At 63.5% G+C, this 19,798-nt stretch carries 10 protein-coding genes; 3 read left to right on the forward strand and 7 right to left on the reverse strand.

What is annotated here, in order from left to right; genetic code table 11:
* On the reverse strand, positions 1 to 954 hold the full coding sequence (locus tag K410_RS0132030; protein WP_024338965.1) for an ABC transporter permease: 954 nt from the start codon (positions 952 to 954) through the stop codon (positions 1 to 3).
* 227 nt (positions 955 to 1,181) lie between these two features.
* A complete protein-coding gene (locus tag K410_RS0132035; RefSeq protein WP_028138661.1) occupies positions 1,182 to 2,840 on the reverse strand; it encodes an ABC transporter substrate-binding protein in 1,659 nt (552 codons plus the stop codon).
* Positions 2,841 to 3,039: 199 nt separating this feature from the next.
* On the opposite strand from K410_RS0132035, the gene K410_RS0132040 reads away from it, so the two are divergent.
* Entirely contained in the window at positions 3,040 to 4,635 is a 1,596-nt protein-coding gene (locus K410_RS0132040) for an ABC transporter substrate-binding protein (protein WP_028138662.1), read from the forward strand.
* A gap of 214 nt (positions 4,636 to 4,849) precedes the next feature.
* On the opposite strand, the gene K410_RS0132045 is transcribed toward K410_RS0132040, so the two are convergent.
* Positions 4,850 to 7,081: a CHASE2 domain-containing protein gene (locus K410_RS0132045; RefSeq protein ID WP_028138663.1), complete on the reverse strand. Its 2,232-nt coding sequence runs from the start codon at positions 7,079 to 7,081 to the stop codon at positions 4,850 to 4,852.
* 79 nt (positions 7,082 to 7,160) lie between these two features.
* A complete protein-coding gene (locus tag K410_RS0132050) occupies positions 7,161 to 12,890 on the reverse strand; it encodes a VCBS domain-containing protein (RefSeq protein ID WP_028138664.1) in 5,730 nt (1,909 codons plus the stop codon).
* Between the two features lie 620 nt (positions 12,891 to 13,510).
* On the opposite strand from K410_RS0132050, the gene K410_RS0132055 reads away from it, so the two are divergent.
* Entirely contained in the window at positions 13,511 to 14,242 is a 732-nt protein-coding gene (locus tag K410_RS0132055; protein ID WP_028138665.1) for a transglutaminase-like cysteine peptidase, read from the forward strand.
* 213 nt (positions 14,243 to 14,455) lie between these two features.
* Entirely contained in the window at positions 14,456 to 15,580 is a 1,125-nt protein-coding gene (locus K410_RS0132060; protein ID WP_028138666.1) for a lysozyme inhibitor LprI family protein, read from the forward strand.
* A 157-nt stretch (positions 15,581 to 15,737) separates the two neighbouring features.
* On the opposite strand, the gene K410_RS0132065 is transcribed toward K410_RS0132060, so the two are convergent.
* The 3 genes from K410_RS0132065 to K410_RS0132075 all read right to left on the reverse strand — a co-directional run bounded on the left by K410_RS0132065 (position 15,738) and on the right by K410_RS0132075 (position 19,797).
* Positions 15,738 to 16,937 (reverse strand): ABC transporter substrate-binding protein, encoded by a 1,200-nt coding sequence (locus tag K410_RS0132065; protein WP_028138667.1) that lies wholly within the window; start codon positions 16,935 to 16,937, stop codon positions 15,738 to 15,740.
* A 141-nt stretch (positions 16,938 to 17,078) separates the two neighbouring features.
* Entirely contained in the window at positions 17,079 to 18,917 is a 1,839-nt protein-coding gene (locus tag K410_RS0132070; RefSeq protein ID WP_028138668.1) for an AMP-dependent synthetase/ligase, read from the reverse strand.
* A gap of 91 nt (positions 18,918 to 19,008) precedes the next feature.
* Positions 19,009 to 19,797 carry an ABC transporter ATP-binding protein gene (locus K410_RS0132075; protein ID WP_028138669.1) on the reverse strand — a complete coding sequence of 263 codons (789 nt, stop codon included), beginning with the start codon at positions 19,795 to 19,797 and terminating at the stop codon, positions 19,009 to 19,011.
* Position 19,798: the final 1 nt, after the last annotated feature.

Here is a 19,798-nt window from a genome sequence, read left to right on the forward strand (position 1 = left end):
TCAGCCCCGCTTGATGCGCGGGTCGATCGCGGCTTGGGCGATGTCGACCAGGAGATTGAGGAAGACGAAGAACAGCGCCAGGATCAGGATCGTGCCCTGCAGCAGCGGCAGGTCGCGCTGGAAGATCGCGGAATTCAGCAGGAAGCCCGAGCCCGGCCAGGAGAACACGGTCTCGATCAGGATCGAGCCGCCGAGCATGTAGCCGAGCTGAAGCCCCATGACCGCGAGCGCGGTCGGCGCGGCGTTCTTGATGACGTGGCGGAACACGCCGGTTTCGCGCAAGCCCTTTGCACGCAGGGCCTCGACGAAATCCTGACTCAGGATGTCGCCGGTGAGCGCGCGCACGGTGCGGGTGACGATGCCCATGGGAATCACCGACGTGGTGATTGCCGGCAGCACCAGATATTTCAGATGCGCCCAGTCCCAGGCCCAGGAATTGGAGCCGCTCGGGCCGGCACCGACTGCGGGCAGCCAGTTCAACTGCACCGAGAAGATGATGACGAGCAGCATGCCGAGCCAGTAATGCGGCACCGACACGCCGGCGATGGCGAAGGAGGTCGCGACCTTGTCGATCCAGGTCTCGCGGAAATAACCGGCGATCAGGCCGAGCAGGATGCCCATGGTGAAGCCGATGATGGCGGCCGCGATCGCCAGCGTGACGGTGTTGCCGACCGCGCGCATGACCTCGGCGAGCACGGGACGCCCCGTCGCGATGGAATTGCCGAGATCGCCGTGCAGGGCACGAAGCAGCCAAAGCCCGAACTGCACCGGCAACGGCCGGTCAAAGCCATAGGCGGTGCGCAGCTGCGCGGCGAGCTCCTGCGAGGCATCGGCCGGCAGCACCGCAACGAGCGGATCGCCCGGCGTGATGTGCACGAGCAGGAAGCACACCAGCGCGACGCTGATGACGATCGGGACGACATAGACGATGCGTCTGGCGATATAGGCGAGCACTTGGATTACTCAATCTTGAGCGAGAATATCTCAGCCGTCATGGCCGGGCTTGACCCGGCCATCCACGTTCGTCTTGCTCCGTCATTCCGGGGCGATGCGAAGCATCGAACCGGAATCTCGAGATTCCGGGCTCGCCCTACGGGCGCCCCGGAATGACGGACCCAGAGGAGAGACGTGGATGCCCGGGTCAAGCCCGGGCATGACGTGAGGATAGAGTGACGGCCGCCTCACTGCTTGATCGACACCGGCGAGAAGTCGATGAACCAGCTCTTCGGCTGCACGACGCCTGTCACCTTCGGGCTCATGGCGCGCGGGCCGACGTCGTGGGCGACGTAGAGGAAGGCGGCGTCGTCGACGGAGGCCGCGTGCAGCTCGGCGAGCGCGGCGTCGCGCGCGGCGGGGTCGAAGGTCTGACGCGCCTTCTTCACCAGCTCGTCGAACTTGGGGTTGTTGATGAAGCCCCAATTGTTCGAGACCGGCGGCGCCATGCCCGATTGCAGGAAGCGCACCAGCGCGAAGAACGGATCCATCGCGGCATAGGTGACGTTGGTCGCGTTCGAGCCGTTGGCGCTGGGATCCTTGGCGCCGCGGCGCCAGTTGGTGAACAGCGTATTCCACTCGATGACGTCGAGCTTGACGTCGAAATAGCATTCGGCGAGCGCTTGCTGCAGATATTCGTTCATCGCCAGCGGCTGCATCTGGCCGGAGCCGGAGGCCGAGGTCTGCGTCTTCACCGTCAGCTTCTTGTTGGGGCCAAAGCCCGCTTCCTGCATCAGCTTCTGGGCGGCGGCCTTGTCATATTTGATCTCGAAGCTCGGCTTGCCGCGCCAGGGATGGCCGGGCTCGAAGGTACCGGTCGCCGGCACCATCAGACCGGCGAGCAGGCCGTCCTTGAGGCCTTCGCGGTCGATGCACAGGTTCGCGGCCTTGCGCACGCGGATGTCGTTCCAGGGCGAGCCATCGACGCGCGAGAACTGCCAGGGCCAGACATGCGGCTGCTCGTTGGCGTAGAGCTTGAAGCCCCGCTGCTTCAATTCGGGAATCGCGTCCGGCGCCGGTGCCTCGACCCAGTCGACCTGCCCGGAGAGCAGCGCCGCGGTGCGCGCGTTCGCTTCCGGCATCGGCAGCAGCACCATCTTGTCGACCTTGGGCACGCGTGCCTTGTCCCAATAGCTCGCGTTCTTGACCAGCTCGAGCCGCTCGCGCGGCGTGAAGCTCGCCATCTTCCACGGACCGGTGCCGGCGGCGTCCCTGGCGAACGCGGTCCAGGCGGCTTGCGACTTCGCCTTGGCGTCGGCGCCTTCGGCCTTGTCGTAGAAGTGCTGCCACTTCGCCGGGCTCGCCATGAAGAGATTGGTGAGGTTGATCGGCAGGAAGCTGTCGGGCTCCTTGGTGGTGAGCTCGACGGTCATGTCGTCGATCTTCTTCGCCGAAGCCAGCGTCGGCATGCGCGAGGCCGTGACGCCGACCTGGCTGGCATCGAACTGCGGCGCATCCTGCTTCAGCACCTTCTCGACGTTCCATACCACCGCGTCCGCATTGAACGGCGAGCCATCGTGGAAGGTCACGCCAGGGCGCAGCTTGAAGATCCACTTGGTCTTGTCGGCATCGTCGACCTTCCACTCGGTGGCAAGGCCGGGGATCACCACGCTCGCCTTGTCGGCAGACGACAGATCCCAACCTGTGAGCGCGTCGTACATGGTGAGGCCGGTGAAGCGATTGCCCTCAAAACCCTGATCAGGCTGGCCCAGCGTGCGCGGAATATCGGCAGCGGTCATGCCGATGCGCAGCACGGTCTCCGCGCTGGCCACGCGCGGCAAGGCCGCCGCCGTCGTTAGAGCGAGCACCGCGATCAATGCCGCGCGTGTGTTCTTCTGAGTAAGCATCGCCTCAATCCTTTTCCGACTTCGATGACTATTTTTGATGCAATCGTATGCAATGGCTATGCCAAAGAGAAACTTATTCTGCAATTTGGCCCTGCGACGACAAGTCCTTGTAGGCATTATGCAGGTGCACGCGTCCCCCTGCCTATTCTGGCATCAAGATTGCAAGTTTGGTCCCGAAATCCCCTGGGAGCTCTGGACCATGCGTCTTCGTCTGTCGATTTGTCTCGCCGTGCTTGCGCTGGCGTCACCCGCAATCTCGGCGCGCGCCGAAACCGTGCTGCGCTACGGCATCTCGATGGCGGACATCCCGCTGACCACGGGTCAACCCGATCGCGGCGCCGGCGCCTACCAGTTCACGGCCTACACGATCTACGATCCGCTGGTGGCCTGGGAGATGGACGTCGCCGATCGTCCCGGCAAGCTGGTGCCAGGGCTCGCAACCGAGTGGAAGGTGGATGACGCCGACAAGACCAAATGGCGCTTCACGCTGCGCAAGGGCGTCAAGTTTCACGACGGCAGCGAATTCAACGCCGATGCCGTGATCTGGAATCTGGACAAGGTGCTCAACGACAAGGCGCCGCAATTCGACAAGCGGCAGAGCGCGCAGGTGAAGACCCGCCTGCCCTCGGTCGCGAGCTACGCCAGGATCGACGATTCAACCGTCGAGATCACCACGAAGACGGTCGACTCGTTCTTTCCCTACCAGATGCTGTGGTTCCTGGTGTCGAGCCCGGCGCAATATGAAAAGCTCGGCAAGGACTGGGACAAGTTCGCCAGCCAGCCCTCCGGCACCGGCCCGTTCAAATTGACGAAGCTGGTGCCGCGCGAGCTCGCAGAACTCAGCAAGAACCCCGACTATTGGAACAAGAAGCGCGTCCCGAAGGCCGACAAGATCGTGCTGGTGCCGATGCCGGAGGCACTGACGCGCACCAATGCGCTGCTGGCGGGCCAGGTCGATCTGATCGAGACGCCGGCACCGGACGCGGTGCCGCAGCTCAAGGCCCCCGGCATGAAGCTCGTCGACAACGTCACGCCGCATGTCTGGAACTATCACCTGTCGGTGCTGCCGGGCTCGCCCTGGACCGACATCCGCCTGCGCAAGGCGCTGAACCTCGCGATCGATCGCGATGGGGTGGTCGGGCTGATGAACGGCCTCGCAAAACCGGCCAAGGGCCAGGTCGATCCGTCCAGCTCGTGGTTCGGTAAGCCTGCCTTCGAGCTGAAATACGATCTCGCCGCAGCGAAGAAGCTGGTCGAGGAAGCCGGCTACTCCAAGGCCAAGCCGCTGAAGGCCACCTTCATCATCGCGCAAGGCGGCACCGGCCAGATGCTGTCGCTGCCGATAAACGAGTTTCTGCAGCAGAGCTTCAAGGAGATCGGCATCGAGATCGATTTCAAGGTGGTCGAGCTCGAGACGCTCTACACGCATTGGCGCAAGGGCGCGGCCGACGAGATGAATGCCGGCATCACCGCCAACAACATCGCCTACGTCACCTCCGATCCGCTCTACGCCATCGTCCGCTTCTTCCATTCGGGGCAGATCGCGCCCGTGGGCGTCAACTGGGGCGGCTACAAGAACCCCAAGGTCGACGCGCTGATCGACGAGGCCAAGCAGACGTTCGATTCCGCAAAGCAGGACGAGCTGCTGGCGCAGGCGCACGCCCTGATCGTCGACGATGCCACGCTGGTCTGGGTCGTCCACGACACCAACCCGCACGCGCTGTCGCCGAAGGTGAAGCAGTTCGTGCAGGCCCAGCACTGGTTTCAGGACCTGACGACGATCGGGATGGAGTGAGGGCGGCAAACGCAGCTGCACCGCCGCGTCAAACGAAGCTGTCGTCCCGGGCAAGCGTCAGCGCAGACCCGGGACCCATAACCACAGGAAGTGGTTTGGCGACGACTCGGAGTTACCGGCTCGCGCCATAACCGCTGCCTGTGGTTATGGGTCCTCGCGTACGCAAGGGACGACAGGGAGTATGTGGCGCCGGCGATGCCAACAACTCCCACCACTACTTCGTCAGCAGCGCATATGCTCCGGTCCAGTTCTCCGGCGGCGGATTGAGCTGGAAATCCTTGATGCGGGCCTCGTAGAGCCTGAACAGCTTTTCCAGCGTGTCGGCATCCTCGCTCTTGCGGCCGCGTTCGATCGCATCGAGTGCGCCCTGCCAGTCGCGGCTGCGATAGCAGCTGAGCATCTCGATGGTGATGTTGCGCAGGCGCTGGAACGCGGCGGAATGCATCACGTCCTCACGGCCGGCGATGGCGTAGATCACCTCCGGCTCGGTCTTGCCCTTGACCATGATGAAGTCGAGCTCGAGGATCGCGAACTTGTCCTTGGCGGCGAGCGCCGTGCGGGAGCCGACGATGATGGGAAAGCCGTATTCCTTCGACTGGCCCTCCAGACGCGAGGCGAGGTTCACGCTGTCGCCGAGCACCGAATAGTTCTTCTTCAGGTCGGAGCCCATGTTGCCGACCACGCCGATGCCGGTGTTGAGGCCGATGCCGACATTGAGCGGAATGTAGACGTGGCCGCCCTCGGCGGCTTCCGCTTCGCGCTCCTTGTTGACCGCGTCGATCTGCTCCAGCATCTGGATCGCCGCCTCGCAGGCGTTGACCTCGTGCTCGGCATCGTCGAGCGGCGCGTTCCAGAACGCCATGATGGCGTCGCCCATGTATTTGTCGATGTAGCCCTTGCGCTCGATGATGACGTCGGTCAGCGGCGTCAGGAAGCGGTTCATCAGCGCGATCAGGCCTTGCGGATCGTGCTTGTAGCTCTCCGAGATCGTGGTGAAGCCGCGCACGTCCGAGAACATGATCGTCATCTCGCGCTCCTCGCCGCCGAGCACGAGCTTTTCCGGCGACTGCGCCAGCTGCTCGACCAGGACCGGCGACATGTATTGCGCGAACTGCCCGCGGATCTGCACGCGCTGGCGCTGCTCGCGCACGAAGCTGGCGAAGATCAGCGTCAGATAAACCGCCGTGGTCGAGAGCAGCGGATAGGTGAAATCGATGAGGTAGCGGTACTGCGCGTAGAAGAACCAGGACACGCCGACCAGGATGGCGGCGAAGGTCGCACCCGCGAGCACGAGGCGCACCGGACCAAGATTGGGCGTGAAGATGATGACGAGCACGCCGATGATCAGCGCGGCGAGCAATTCGACTCCGAGCGCATAGTTCGGCTGCGAGATTACCGCCCCGCTCAGCACGCTCTCCAGCACCTGGGCATGGATCTCGACCCCCGGCATGGTCGCGGACACCGGCGTGGTTTTGATGTCGTTGAGCCCGGCCGCGGAGGTTCCGACCAGCACCAGCTTGCCGGCGAACCTGCTCCGCGACTCGCTGTTGTCGAGCACGTCGGCGGCGGAGACGTAGATCGAGGGATCCCGGCGTGCGTAGTGCACCCAGAATTGGCCGTTCTTGTCGGTGGGAATCTCGACGCCCTTGAGGCGCACAGCCCGCACGCCGGTCTTGTCGGTCCGGACCAGCAGCGTCGGCGTACCCGTGACGACGCGCAGGATCTCGAGGCTGAGCGAGGGCATGATGTTGCCCTGTGCGCGCATGATCATCGGCACGCGGCGGATGAATCCGTCCCGCTCTTTCCTGATCGAGAACAGCCCGCGGCCGGCTGCAACCTTCTCGATGACCGGCACGTTGCGCAGCAAACCCGGAAATTCGAACAGGAAGCGTTCGGCGCCCTCCTCCCCGACCGTCGCCACCCCCGTGAACGGAAGCGATTTGTCGAGCTCGGACAGGACGGCCGGAAGCCCGGTCTCGCCCAGCACCACACGCGAGCGCTTGATCGCGTCGGCGAGAATCTGGTCGTTGGTTGGCAGCTCACGCAGCTTGGCCCGCGTGGCATCATCGAGATGGCGCATCTGGCCCGCAACCAGATCCGGGTTGAGCCGGTCGGGCTCCGAAAACACCACGTCGAAGCCGATCGCCACCGCACCGCTGCTGGTGAGATTCTGGATCAGGTCGGCAATTCGCGTGCGCGGCCACGGCCACTGGCCGAGCTTGGCGAGGCTCTTGTCGTCGATGTCGACGATGACGACCGGCCGTGCCGCCTTGTGGCGCGGATCGATCAATTGAAACATGTCGAAGGTGCGCAGCCGCAATTCCTGGATCGGCGGCGGATCCCACAGCCGCGCGCCGGCGAACAGCACCAGCAGCGCAAGGCACATCAGACGGGCAAAGCCCAACTTCCGCGCAAACCACCGCCGCAGGATTTTCAGACGTTTCATGGCGATTGGATATCACGCTTTGACGGCCAGCGGCAGCGCGGATCGTGTGGATGGACGATCGTGGCCCATCGCGCAGCGATCAGGCATGGAGTATGTCGCTCGACTGAAGACTGCTGACGCCCTTCAGAAGAACCGTGTTCGCGGCATCGATCGTGATCAGGGTGTCTGCCGTCCCCGACGCGGCTACATGTTCGGTCATCCACGCCTCGATGTCGCTGATCGCCCCCAAGGCCGTCAGGTCGATGTGGTCCTGACCGTGCTCAAACTCGAGGACTATGTCGTGGTTCGAGTTTGCCGCGAACTTGAACTGATCCTCATAACCGGACCCGAACAGCACGTCCTTGCCGGTCGTGCTGGCGAGCGTCACCGGACCTTGTTCGCTCAAATTGAAGATCAGGTTGACCGTATCGGTCGCGCCATGACCGTCGGTGACGGTAATAGCCACTTTGTCCGTGGCAGCCGTGCTTTGGCCGGGCTCAGTGTATGCCAGCCCCTGGAGTGCTGAATTGACGCTGTCCAAGGTATCGGACGTCGGTGCAGGCTCGACATAAGTGCCCGAATCCGCCACCGCGGTGAGTGTGAAGGTTTCATCAGGAGCAGCGTCGGCGTCTGTGACCACAATGCCGTGAACGAAGACTTGAACGCCTTCCTGCGATACGCTGATCTGGTTGACGTCGATCACCGGCGCGACATTCTCCTCGTCCGCGCCGGTCACGTCCACCGTGAGCGTTGCCGTGCCGGTCGCACCATGCGCATCTTTGGTCTGGACGGTGAATATATCGGTATAGGCCCCATCCGAAAGGGCGTTGATGGCCGCTGCGTTGGGAACGTAGCTGTAGCTGCCGTCGGAATTGACGGTCAGCGAACCGTACAGGCCTGCAACCGTCGCCTTGGCCTCGTGATCCGCGTTCAGAACTGAATAAGTCAGCGCCGCCGTCTCGCCGCTATCGACATCCGTCCCTGCCAGCGTCCCGATCAAATTGGAGAAGGTGTCGGCAGCAGCCGTATCCGCCAGCGAACCGATGGAAAGGTCGGCGAGCGTCGGCGCGTCGTTTGTGCCGTCGATGTTGATGGTAACGACGGCACCCGCGCCCCCGCCGAGACCATCCGACGGCACGACCGTGTATTGCAGTGACAGCGTCTGGCCGGCGGCGAGGAAGTCGAAAGCCTGGTTGCCCGAGTTGAACTGCCAGGTGAACTGAGCGTGTGTGACCGTGCCGTCGAGAATATTGCCGGACGGGACGGTCAGATAGTTCAGGAGAGTCGCATGCGACAGCCCGCCGACGTCGCCGGTTTGCGTCACGCCGTCGAGAGAGACCTGCATCTCTCCGACCGCCACCGTGACGTGATCGATCGCGTCCACGTCGGAGACGGACAGCACGCCGCGCGAGCGCTGGCCGGCATTCGTCTCAATGAGATCCGCAACAGCGCCGCCCGGTCCAACGGTGCTGCCGGCCCAGTCCGCATCGCCATCGATTGTGAGGCTCTTGTCGGGATTGACCGAATTCGAGGCCGTGGTCCCGCTGCCGTCGCCCAGCTGATAATACGCAGCCAGATTCGCCTCGCTGCCGGTGAGCGCCGTGAAATCGATCGACTGGATCTGCGCCTGCGTGAGCGCGGTGGTCCAGACGCTGACATCGGCGATCGAGCCGGTGAAGCCTTGCGCCCCGAAGCCTGGGACGTACCTGTCGCTCGCCGCCCCGATCATCATGTAGGACGGATCCTGACCGTTCCCGATCGCGTTAACATTCCCGCTGCCGGAGTAGACGGCGTTGCCGTCGACGTAGAGCGTGAAGATGCCATCGTCGCGCGTCAAGGCGAGGTTGTGCCATTCACCTACGGTCAGCGCAAAGCCGGTATCCTGGATCTCGACGCCTCCCTCCAGGATATCGATCTCCAGCTTGCCGTTGATGACCGTGCCGATAAGGCCGAAACCGGCGGTCGAGGTATTGCCGTTGTAGAACAAGACCTGGCCTTCGGGCGAAGCGGCTCCGTTCCAGTTCACCCAGCCGGCCAATGTCACGTCGTCGGTGGCGACCGTCGGCACCTCGCCGACCGCAATGGTCTGGCCATCGAAAGTCATGTAGTCCGACGTCACATACGAGACGGCGGGCTCGTCGTTGGTGCCGGTGATCGTGACGGTGACGTCCTGCGAAACCTGGGCACCGTGATTGTCGGTGAAAATGACGGTGTAGACCTGGGTGATGGTCTGCCCTTCGGCGAGCGACTGCAGCACGGGATTGTCATTATCCAGCGTGAACTGCCAGTTCAGCGTCGCCGCATTGCTGGTGTCGATGTTGGATTCGGACAGCATGCCGATCGTGAAGTTGCCGATATGCGAACCAGTCCCGAAGCCCGGCAGTTCCGTGCTGACGGACGACGACTTGAACGACCACTGAACCGAGTGGGTGTCGATCAGGTCGACATCCTGGATCGCCAGCGTGCCGCTCGTCGCCAGCGTTGCGCCGTCATCCTCGGTGACGTCGCCTTCTGCCGCGCCGGCCCCGCTCGTGATTGTCGGCGCATCGTTGACGCCCGTGATCGTGACGGTGACGTCCTGGGATATCTGGGCACCGTGATAGTCGGTGAAGATGACGGTGTAGACCTGGGTGATGGTCTGGTCCTGCGCCAGCGACTGCAGCACCGCATTGCTGTTGTCGAGGCTGAAGTGCCAGCCCAGCGTCGCGCTGTTGCTGGTATCAGTACTGGATTCGAACACCGACGGATCGATCGTGAAAGTGCCGATGTTCGCGTTGGCGCCGAACCCCGGCAGGGCCGAGCTGACGAATGACGACTTGAACACCGCCTGCGCGGTGTGCGTATCGATCAGGTCGAGGTCCTGGATTTCAAGTGTGCCGTCGATCGACAGCGTCGCGCTGTCCTCGGTCACGGCTCCGGCGGCATCCGCGGCGCTGCTGATGATCGTCGGCGCGTCGTTGGCGCCGTTGATCGTGACCGTGACCTGCTGCGTGACCGTCGCGTTGTGATTGTCCTTGAAGGTGACGGTGTAGACCTGGGTGATGCTCTGGCCCTGCGCCAGCGACTGCAGCACCGCATTGTTGTTGTCGAGCGTGAAGTGCCAGTCCAGCGTAGCACCGTTGTTCGTGTCCACGTTGGATTCCAGGACCGACGGATCGATCGTGAAGGTGCCGATGTTCGCGTTGACGCCGAACCCGGGCAGAGGGAAGCTGACGGACGACGAGGTGAACACCGCTTGTGCCGTGTGGGTGTCGATCAGATCCAGGTCCCGGATCGCCAGCGTGCCGCCGATCGAGAGCGGCAAGCCGGCGTCCTCGGTGACGCAGCCCTTCGCCGCATCTTCATCGCTGGTGATGGTCGGGGCATCGTTGGTCCCTGTGATCGTGACGGTGACGTCCTGAGTCACCGCCGCATCGTGGATGTCGATCACCGTGACGGTGTAGACTTGGGTGATGGTCTGGCCTTCGGCCAGCGACTGCAGCACCGGATCGTTATTGTCGAGCGTAAAGCTCCAGCCGACCGATCCTTGCGAACTGGCGCCGGGACTTTCGCTCACTGCCGTCAGCGCGAACGTGCCGACATGTGAGATTCCGTTGCTGAAGCCGGGGAGATGCGCGCTCGACGTCGTCGACTTCACAACGAAGCTTGCGGTGTGAGTGTCCGTGAGATCTGGATCGTTGAACGTGATGGTGCCGTTGGCTACCAGCGGTGCCGCCGCATCTTCAGTCACGGCGCCGGTCGTATACGTCTCGGCCTCGACGATCGTCGGCACATCGTTGGTGCCCTCGACATTGACGTCGGCGCCATCGATGGACACCGTGAGCGGCGTGCTGACGACACCGCCGTGGCCGTCGTCGACCTGCACCACGTAATTGAGAATCAGCTTCTCGTCCTCGCCGAGGAAGTCGAACAGATGATCGGGAACGCTGTAGGTCCAGGTGGCCGTGCCGTTGTTGCCGTTTCCGGCGCCCTGCACCACGGTCAAGGGCACCTTGACGGCAGAGATCGCCGCGAGTTGCGCGGGCGTCAACGTCGCGGTGATGTCGTTGCCTTCCGAGTCGAGATATTTGAACGGCTGAGTGGACGACAGTTCCGCGCTCACGATCGGCCGATCCGTCAGATCGGCGTCGGTGAAGGTGACGGTGCCGGTGATGGTGTCGAGAGCCTCGTTGCCGGTCCCGACCTGCTCGAAGATCGTGCCGTCTGACGTCGTCACGGTGGGCTTGTCGTTGGTCCCCGTGATCGTGATGGTGATCGGGATGAACGCCGATTCGGGGCTCACTGCGAAATTGGTGTCGACGCGGACCATGTAGGTCAGCGTCACGGTTTCGCCGGCGGCGAGGAAGTCGAAGACGTGGTCCGGGATCGTGTAGGTCCAGACCGCCGAGCCGTTGTTGTCGTTGCCGGCGTCGGGGACGACGCTGATCTGGATCTGCGTCGCTGCGATGCCGTGCTTCTGCAGATCGGTCAGCGAGCCGGTGACGTCGTGCTGGCCGGCGTCCTTGTAGACATAGTTCGGCGCTTCGGCGAGGCTGATGCTCACCGTCGGCCGGTCGCCGAGGTTTTGGTCGACGAATCGGATCAGGCCGGAGATCGTGTCGGCATCCGTCGCGCCGGTGGCGCCGGCACGCTCGGTCAACGCGAACGCCGTCTTCACATTGCCGCTGGCGTCGAAGCTCTGCGCAATCGGTTGGCCGGGGATACGCACGATGGGCGGTGTGGACGTGCTGGGCCCCTCCTGCCCCTGCGGATTGAGGTTGACGAAGGTCGCGATCGCGATCGGGCCGGAGCTCGACTTGAACACCACGTCCAGGCTCATCGGCGTGAGCGTGTCGGTGAAGTTCGTGGTCAGCTTGGTGTTGGTGTTGTTGTCGGAGAACTTCAGCGTGAACACGTCGGTGATCAGCTTCTGCACGTCCGGCGACATCAGCGCATTTGTGATCGAGACGTTGCCGCCGCTGATCTGGATCATCTGGCCGGCCTGGTTGACCGTCGCGATCGGCAGCAGCGTGACCTTGTCGAACAGGATGTAGGAGCCGGTCGTGCCGTTCGGCTCGACCAGCACCTGGAAGCTCGCTTGCGGCTGCGGATCGCCGCCGCCGGCGGGAACGACGAAATTGATCTGGGTGAGCACCGCGGTGCCGCGGATGCCCATGGTGGCGACCGGGGTGTCGATCTTCATGTCGCCGTGCTTGGCGGTCTCGCCGGCGACGAAGGTGATGGTGCCGGCGACGAGGCTCAGCAACGAGGAATTGCTCGACCCGTTGGGGTCGTAGACCATTTCGTTCAGCACCATCCGCGCATTCGAGGACAGGCCGAACACGGTGCCGTCGATGAAGGTGATGCCGAGGGTCGAATCGGAGCCGGTCGAAACCACGTCGCCCTTCTCGACGTTGTCGCCGTTGTTCAGGATGACCGAGACGCCGTTGCGGATCGCGGTCGCGCTGCCGACGAGCTTGGTGACGTGGCCGATGACCTGGGCCGCGGCTGCGCCGGGCGCGGCTTGCGCAACCTGGACATGGCCGGTGAGCGCGCTGACGATTTCGCCGGTGAGGTGGGCGCCATCGGGCGAGGCGAGCGCGGCGCGCTTGTCGCCCCGGAAATAATCGTGAACGACGAACTCGTGCCCCTCGTGGGACAACACGAGATCGAGGCCCGTGCGCTTGAACTCGCCGTTGAAGATCAGGTTGGGGTCGGGAACGACGAACGCGCCCTCGGGCACGTGACCATGCGCTTTCGCCGTAAAGGAATCGACATGGGCGTTGCCGGGCGAGCGGGAACCCTTGCCGTCCAAGGAAATCGCGCCGTCAAACTGGCCAGCGTAATTCAACCGGGCACCGTGAAAAGGGTTAAAATTTAAGTAAGTATCAACTGCCTATGCTTGCATAGCATTAGCAAGTCCTTAGCGATACCACCTATTGCTTGTGTGATTTCGCATCACTTGGCGTCAGAAGCCCCACGGCTTCGACTCCCGTAAGAGGAGAGTAAGTAATCCGTCAAATATGTTGAAGTCAAATCCGGCCGTTTTGCGCGCATTTCCAGTCATCCAAAGTAACCTGCTGTATAGTTGCGGGAGCAGATACTTACATCTTCTTTGCTTCGCGGGGTCCCGTCACATCCTGCGGCAAATACGGAGTTAAATCTGTGACCTAACTAACAGAACCCCATGAAATTGGGGGTGTTAGCCATCGCGCGCAGATTCGGCCCTCCTACAACCTCTGTCTGCATTTGCCTCCGTTTGGCGGCGGCCGGACGCCTCCTAGCCGGCGAATCGTAAAATTTTACGCAATCCGGGCAGGCCCATTTCAGCCTGTTTCCCGGTTTTGTCGCCCCAGCCGGGCGCGTTAAGCAGAACAAAACGGCCCGCCTCCCACTATCTCCCCGAAAGCAACAAAGCCCGGCACGTCGAGGTCGAGGGGGACCCGGCGAAGCCAGGGAAGGGGATGTCAGATGGAGACCGCTGCTCGCTCGCGCGCCTGGCGCGCAATCCTTGTGCTGTGCGGATTGATCCTTTTCGGATCGGCCGCCGAGCTTCGCGCCGGCTCGCTGCTGTCGCCGGGAGCCGGCGTTCTCGTGCGCAAGTCCGCCGAGCCGTTCGGCGTGTTCGCCTTCGCCATTTCGTCCGGCGGCCTGCGGCAGAAATGGCTTGCGCTGAAGGACAGGCTCGACGACGACATGGTGCAGCTGGCGCTGTGCGACGGCGACCGGGACAATTGCGCATCGCCCGCGGCCCTCAAGCTACTCGCCATCGTCGACCAGGCCCGCGCTCGCGACGGCCGCGCACGCCTCGGCGAGACCAACCGCGCCATCAACCTGGCCATCCGGGCCGCCAATGACGGCATCGACGACGTCTGGAGCTCGCCGCTTGCGACCTTCGCGAACGGCACCGGCGATTGCGAGGACTACGCTATCGCCAAGCTGGCCGCGCTACGGCTGGCCGGAATTGCCGCCGAAGACCTTCGCATCGTCGTGGTGCGCGACCTCAGGGCCGGTGAAGATCATGCGGTCGCCGCGGCAAGGCTCGACGGCCACTGGCTGATGCTCGACAACCGCCGCATGGCGATGCTCGAGGACGAGGCTGCGCGGAGCTACCAGCCGCTGTTCGCGCTCGACCGGTCGGGCGTGCTGAAATATGTCGACGAACCCGTGCGATTCTCCATGGTCGCTGCCGAGGTCCGTTGACCGGTCCGGCGGACTCATAGCCCGGACGTCACCTCAGACTTCCCCCACAAGTCCATTCCACCGCGCCATGCGTGACGCTAAAGCGCGATGCGATTAGGATGATCGTCATCGCGCTTTAGGTTGTTGTTTGAGCATGATCTTTTCGGAAAACCGCTGCGCACTTTTCCGGATCATGCTTTAGCATGGCCGAGGCCGTGCCGGGGGACGAAGAGAATGCGCATCACCGTGCTGTCTGTGCTTGCGCTGCTGGCATTGCCGGCCGCCCCGGCCTTGGCGCAATCCTCGCCGTCCGACCGCTCCATCGCCGATCGGCTTCCGCTATTCACCAAGAACAACTGCCAGCAGATTCGCGACCCCGGCAACCAATTGTTCTGCGGTGATGCCACGCTCGCGGCCGCCGCCGAGAAGCTGAGCACGGCGATCGAGGCGCGCCTCGCCCGCCTGCCCGATCGCCTGCCTGCGATCGAGGAGAATGCGATCTGGATCCGACAGCGCAATCTCAGCTGCGGCATCGTCGGGCAGAGTCCCGTCCGCGCCGACGATTTCGATCGGGTGAAGGCGTGCCTGCTCAAGGTGACCGAGGAGCGGGCTGCGATCGTGCGCGATCCCGACTTCGACTGCCTGGCGGCCAACACCGCGGCGGGCGCGCTGATCTGCGCGGACCCGTCACTAGCGCTGGCGGAGACGGAGCTCAATGGCCAGGTGCTCGGCCTGATCGGCAAGCTGGACCCGACCGCGGCGCGCTTTGCCTTCGCCGAATATGGCAGGTGGACCCGCGAGCGCGATCGCAAATGCAATCTGGTCGGCAAGGAGAACGTGCCGCTGCAGGAGCTCGAATCCGCGGAGGACTGTCTCGCCGATCATCTGAGGCGCAAGACCGAGGAAATCCGCGCGGCCAAGGGAGACCCAAGGAAGGCATTCGGCCGGCAAATCGCGGCCCGCCTCCCCGACACCGACGCGATCGACTTCTGCGCGGCGCGGATCCATGCGGCCAATTCCTGCGGCAATTTCCTGCGCATCAACCGCGTCTACGCGCTCGACAGCCAGGTGACCGAGCAGGAGGCGCAGATCACGGGCGAAATCGAGATGGCCGTACTGGCGCCCTTCACCATGTGCAGCAAGGTCGCGACCACCTGCACCGGCACCTGCTGGGACGCACGGACGGGCCGCCCGCAGGCAGGCGCCGCCAACAACGGGCGCTCGGCGGAATCCTTCAACGTGACGCGCCGCCTGCGCATCCAGCGGACCTTTGCGTTCGTGAAGGCCGCCGACGGCTGGCGCTGCCGGGAGGACGAGCTGGCCCCGGTGAATGCGGGGACGACGGGCGGGGGATCGTAGCTTGTCTCCTCTCCCCGTTCTTCGCGGGGAGAGGGTTGGGGTGAGGGGCTGTCTCTGCGATCACGGTGAGAGTTGGACTCGCGGAGAGTCCCCCTCACCCGCATCGCATCTTCGATGCGACGCGGCCTCTCCCCGCACGTGGGGAGAGGCCAGAGCATCAGAACATCAGATTGTCCTTCACCAGCACCCAGCGGCCGCCCTTGACCTGCTGCACCTGGGTGATGGTGTTGGCGAGGTGGTCGGTCTTGGAGAACTTGGTCGGCGGCGAGTTGAAGATGTCGAGGAATTTCTCGCCCGATTCCAGCGCATCGAGCATCTTCTGGCCCGTGAGATCCTTGCCCGCCTTCTGCGCATAGAAGGCGAAGGTCATCATCGCATTGTAGCCGATGATGGCCTGCGTGTTGGCGTCGGCGCCGAACATCTTCTTGTAGTTGACGAGCCAGTCCTTCACCTTGCCCTTGGCGGTGTCCTCATAGGGAATCTCGAAGCCGCTGGCGGCGTAGAGACCTTCGACGGCTTCCTTGCCCAATGCAGGAACCTCCATCACGTTGGTGGGAGTGGCACCGAGGAAGGTCACGTCCCAGCCAAGCTTCTTGGCTTCGGACATCGCCCCGATGGTCTCGCGGAGCACGGTGCCGAGCACGACGAGGTCGCAGCCATCGGACTTCATCTTGGCCACCTGCGCGCTGAAATCGGAGGCGCCGCGCTTGTAGCTCGTGATCGAAGCCGGCTGCGCCTTCATGGCGGTGAGCTGCTGATTGAAGCCGTCGAGCACGTTCTTCCCGTACTCGTCGTCCTGATGCATGATGCAGGGCTTCTTGAAGCCCTTCCATTCCATCATGTATTTCAGCGCGGCCCGGGTGCTCTCGACGTAGGGCAGCAGATTGTTGAACTTCAGCCGCTCCTGCGGCTTGGCCGGGTCGAACTTGAAGGTGAACTCGGCCGCAGTCAGCGGGAACAGCTGCAGCACGCCGGCGTCGAACAGGATGTCCTGCGCGGCGAGCACGGTCGGCGATCCCATCGGTCCCACCATCGCGAAGATCTTGTCGCGCTCGATCAGCTTCTGCGAAGCCAGCACCGCCTTCTTCGGATCATAGCCGCTGTCCTCGACGACCAGGCGGATCTTGCGGCCGTTGACGCCGCCCGCCGCGTTGATCTCCTCGGTTGCCATCTTCATGCCGTTGGAGACCGGAACGCCCCATCCCTTGATCGGACCCGACAAGTCCTGATGGGTGCCGACGACGATCTCTGTTGCCGAGATGCCCTCGTTGGTGACCTTGGTCTGCGCCGCGGCCGGCAGACAGGTGAGCACCATTGCACTCACAGCAAGGCCGAACGCGCTGAACGATTTCGACATTGACGTCTCCTCTCCTAAAGGCCCGTGTTACGCGAAGGGCGGGGGCCGTCGCTCCTTCGCTTTCTCAGATGCGACTTTTCTTTTTTGCGCATGCCCCTTCTCGGAAAACCGGTTTCCACTTTTCCGAGGCATGCGCATGCGTCATGCCACGGCGCGCTGGCGATACATCGCTTCGATCTCGGCGGCATAGCGCTTGTTCACGAAACCGCGCTTCAGCTTCATGGTCGGCGTCAGCTCCTCGTCTTCCGGCGTGAGCTGGCGCTCGATCAGGTAGAACTTCTTGATGGTTTCGACGCGGGCAAAATTGCCGTTGACCTGCTCGATCTCGCGCCAGATCAAGTCCTGAATCTCCACTGCCCGGCACAGGCTGGCATAATTGGTGAAGGGAATGTCGTGGTCCTGGGCGAATTTCTCGACATTCTCCTGGTCGATCATCACGAGGCAGGTCAGATACGGCCGCTTGTCGCCGATCACGACGGCATCGGAGATGTAGGGCGAGAACTTGAGCTGATTCTCGATCTCGGACGGCGTGATGTTCTTGCCGCCGGAAGTGATGATGATGTCCTTCATCCGGTCGGTGATGCGGACGAAGCCTTCATTGTCGATGGTGCCGACGTCGCCGGTGTGCAGCCAGCCGCGTGAATCGATGGTCTCGGCGGTCTTCTCCGGCTGGTTCAAATAACCCATGAACAGGAAGTCGCCTTTGATCAGGATCTCGCCCTCGGGCGACAGCGCGACCTCGCCCCAGGGCACCGCGGTGCCGACCGAGCCAAGCTTGATCCGCTCCGCCGGCATCATGGTGGCGACGCCGCAATTCTCGGTCTGGCCGTAGACCTCGTGCACGTCGATGCCGAGCGCGAGATACCAGCGGATCAGCTCCGGCGCGATCGGCGCTGCGCCTGTGAAGGCGATGCGGCAGCGATCGAGCCCGATCATGCGGCGGATGTTGCGGAAGGCGATGCGATAGGCAAGACCATTGGCGATGCGCAGCGACAGCGGCGGCGGCTTGCCCTCGAGCCTGTACTCGACCATGCGGTAGCCGATGCCGATGGCGCGGCGATAGACCCATTGCTGCAGCGGCGTCGCATCCTTCAGCGCGATGGTGATCGCTGAGTAGAATTTCTCCCAGATGCGCGGCACCGCGAGGAAGACGGTCGGCTGCACCTCGCGCAGATTGTCCGGTACTGTCTCCGGGCTCTCGGCGAAATTCATCACCGAGCCGAGCGCGACCGAGATGTAATAGCCGCCGATGCGCTCGGCGACGTGGCAGAGCGGCAGGAAGATCAGCCTGTCCTCGTCCTCTCGCGCCGGGATGAAGTCGTTGGCATGCCGCATCTGGTGGGTGACGCTGCGGTTGGCGTGCATCGCGCCCTTGGGCGGGCCGGTTGTGCCGGACGTGTAGACGAGGATGGCGAGATCGCCGGGGCCGCGGCTGTCGATCATCTCCTGCCACAGCGCCTCGCGCCCGACCATGTGATTGCGGCCGAGCGCGCAAAATTCGTCGAGGGACATCACCATGTCGTCGGAGAAGCCGCTGAGACCCTCCATGTCGAACACGATGATCTTCTGCAAGGACGGGCAGCGCGCCCGGCAGGCGAGAATCTTGTCGAGCTGCTCCTCGTCCTCGGCGAAGATGACTTTCGTCCCGGAATCGTTGACGAGGTATTCGACCTGGGACGAGGAGTCGGTCGGGTAGATGCCCGAGGAGACGCCGCCGGCGCACAGGATGCCCATGTCGGCATGGACCCATTCCGGGACGGCGTTGGCGATGATGGAGGCGACCTCGCCGGGCCTGAAGCCGGTCGCATGAAGCGCGTAGGCGATCTCCTTCGAGATTTCCAGCCATTGGCGCCAGCTCGTCGGCTGCCAGATGCCGAACTTCTTCTCGCGGATAGCCGGCCGATCGCCCCGCGTCTCCGCAGCGCGCAAAAAGCTCTTTGCGATCGTATCAGCGACCGTCAGCACCGCCGGTCCGGCCATGCGCGTCTCCTCCTTGTCGCTCTGCCCTCCGCTGCCTGCCTTGCCGGCGGTCTTTGCTTGCGGGCAATCCCATCTTACTGCCGGCGCTTCCTCACCGCCACGTCTTCTTCTTCTTCCAGCGCCGCTCGCCTCGCGCGCCGGCTTCCTTGGCGCCAAGGTAGAACTCCTGGATGTCCTGGGAATGCATCAAGCGGTCGCAGCTGTCGTTCATGACGATGCGGCCGATCTCCAGCACGTAGCCGTAATGCGCCGTCTCCAGCGCCACCTTGGCATTCTGCTCGACCAGCAGGATCGACATGCCCTGCTCCTCGTTGACCCGGCGGATGATGGTGAAGATCTCCTTCACCAGCAGCGGCGACAGGCCGAGCGAGGGCTCGTCGAGCAAGAGCAGCGTCGGCCGGTTCATCAGGGCGCGCCCGATCGCGAGCATCTGCTGCTCGCCGCCGGAGAGCTGGCCGGCCGGCTGGTTGATGCGCTCCTTCAGGCGCGGGAAATAGCCGTAGACGCGCTCCAGGTCCTCCGCCACGCCGTCACGGTCCTTGCGCGGATAGGCGCCCATCATCAGGTTCTCGCGCACCGACAGGAACGGGAACACCTCCCTCCCCTCCGGCACATGGCTGAGGCCAAGCCGGACGATCCGGTCCGCCTCCATGCGCTGGATCGGCTTGCCCAGGAATTCGATCGAGCCCTTCTGCGGGTCGAGAATGCCGGAGATCGTCTTCAACACGGTGGTCTTGCCGGCGCCGTTCGCCCCCAACAGCGTGACGATGCGGCCGCGCGGTACCTCCAGCGAGATGCCGCGGATCGCCATGATCGGTCCGTAATAGCTCTCGATGTTGGAGAGCTTGAGGATGATATCGGGTGTCGCCGCAGCATCCATG

This window comes from Bradyrhizobium sp. 22 (assembly GCF_000482425.1).
GTDB lineage: Bacteria > Pseudomonadota > Alphaproteobacteria > Rhizobiales > Xanthobacteraceae > Bradyrhizobium > Bradyrhizobium japonicum_B.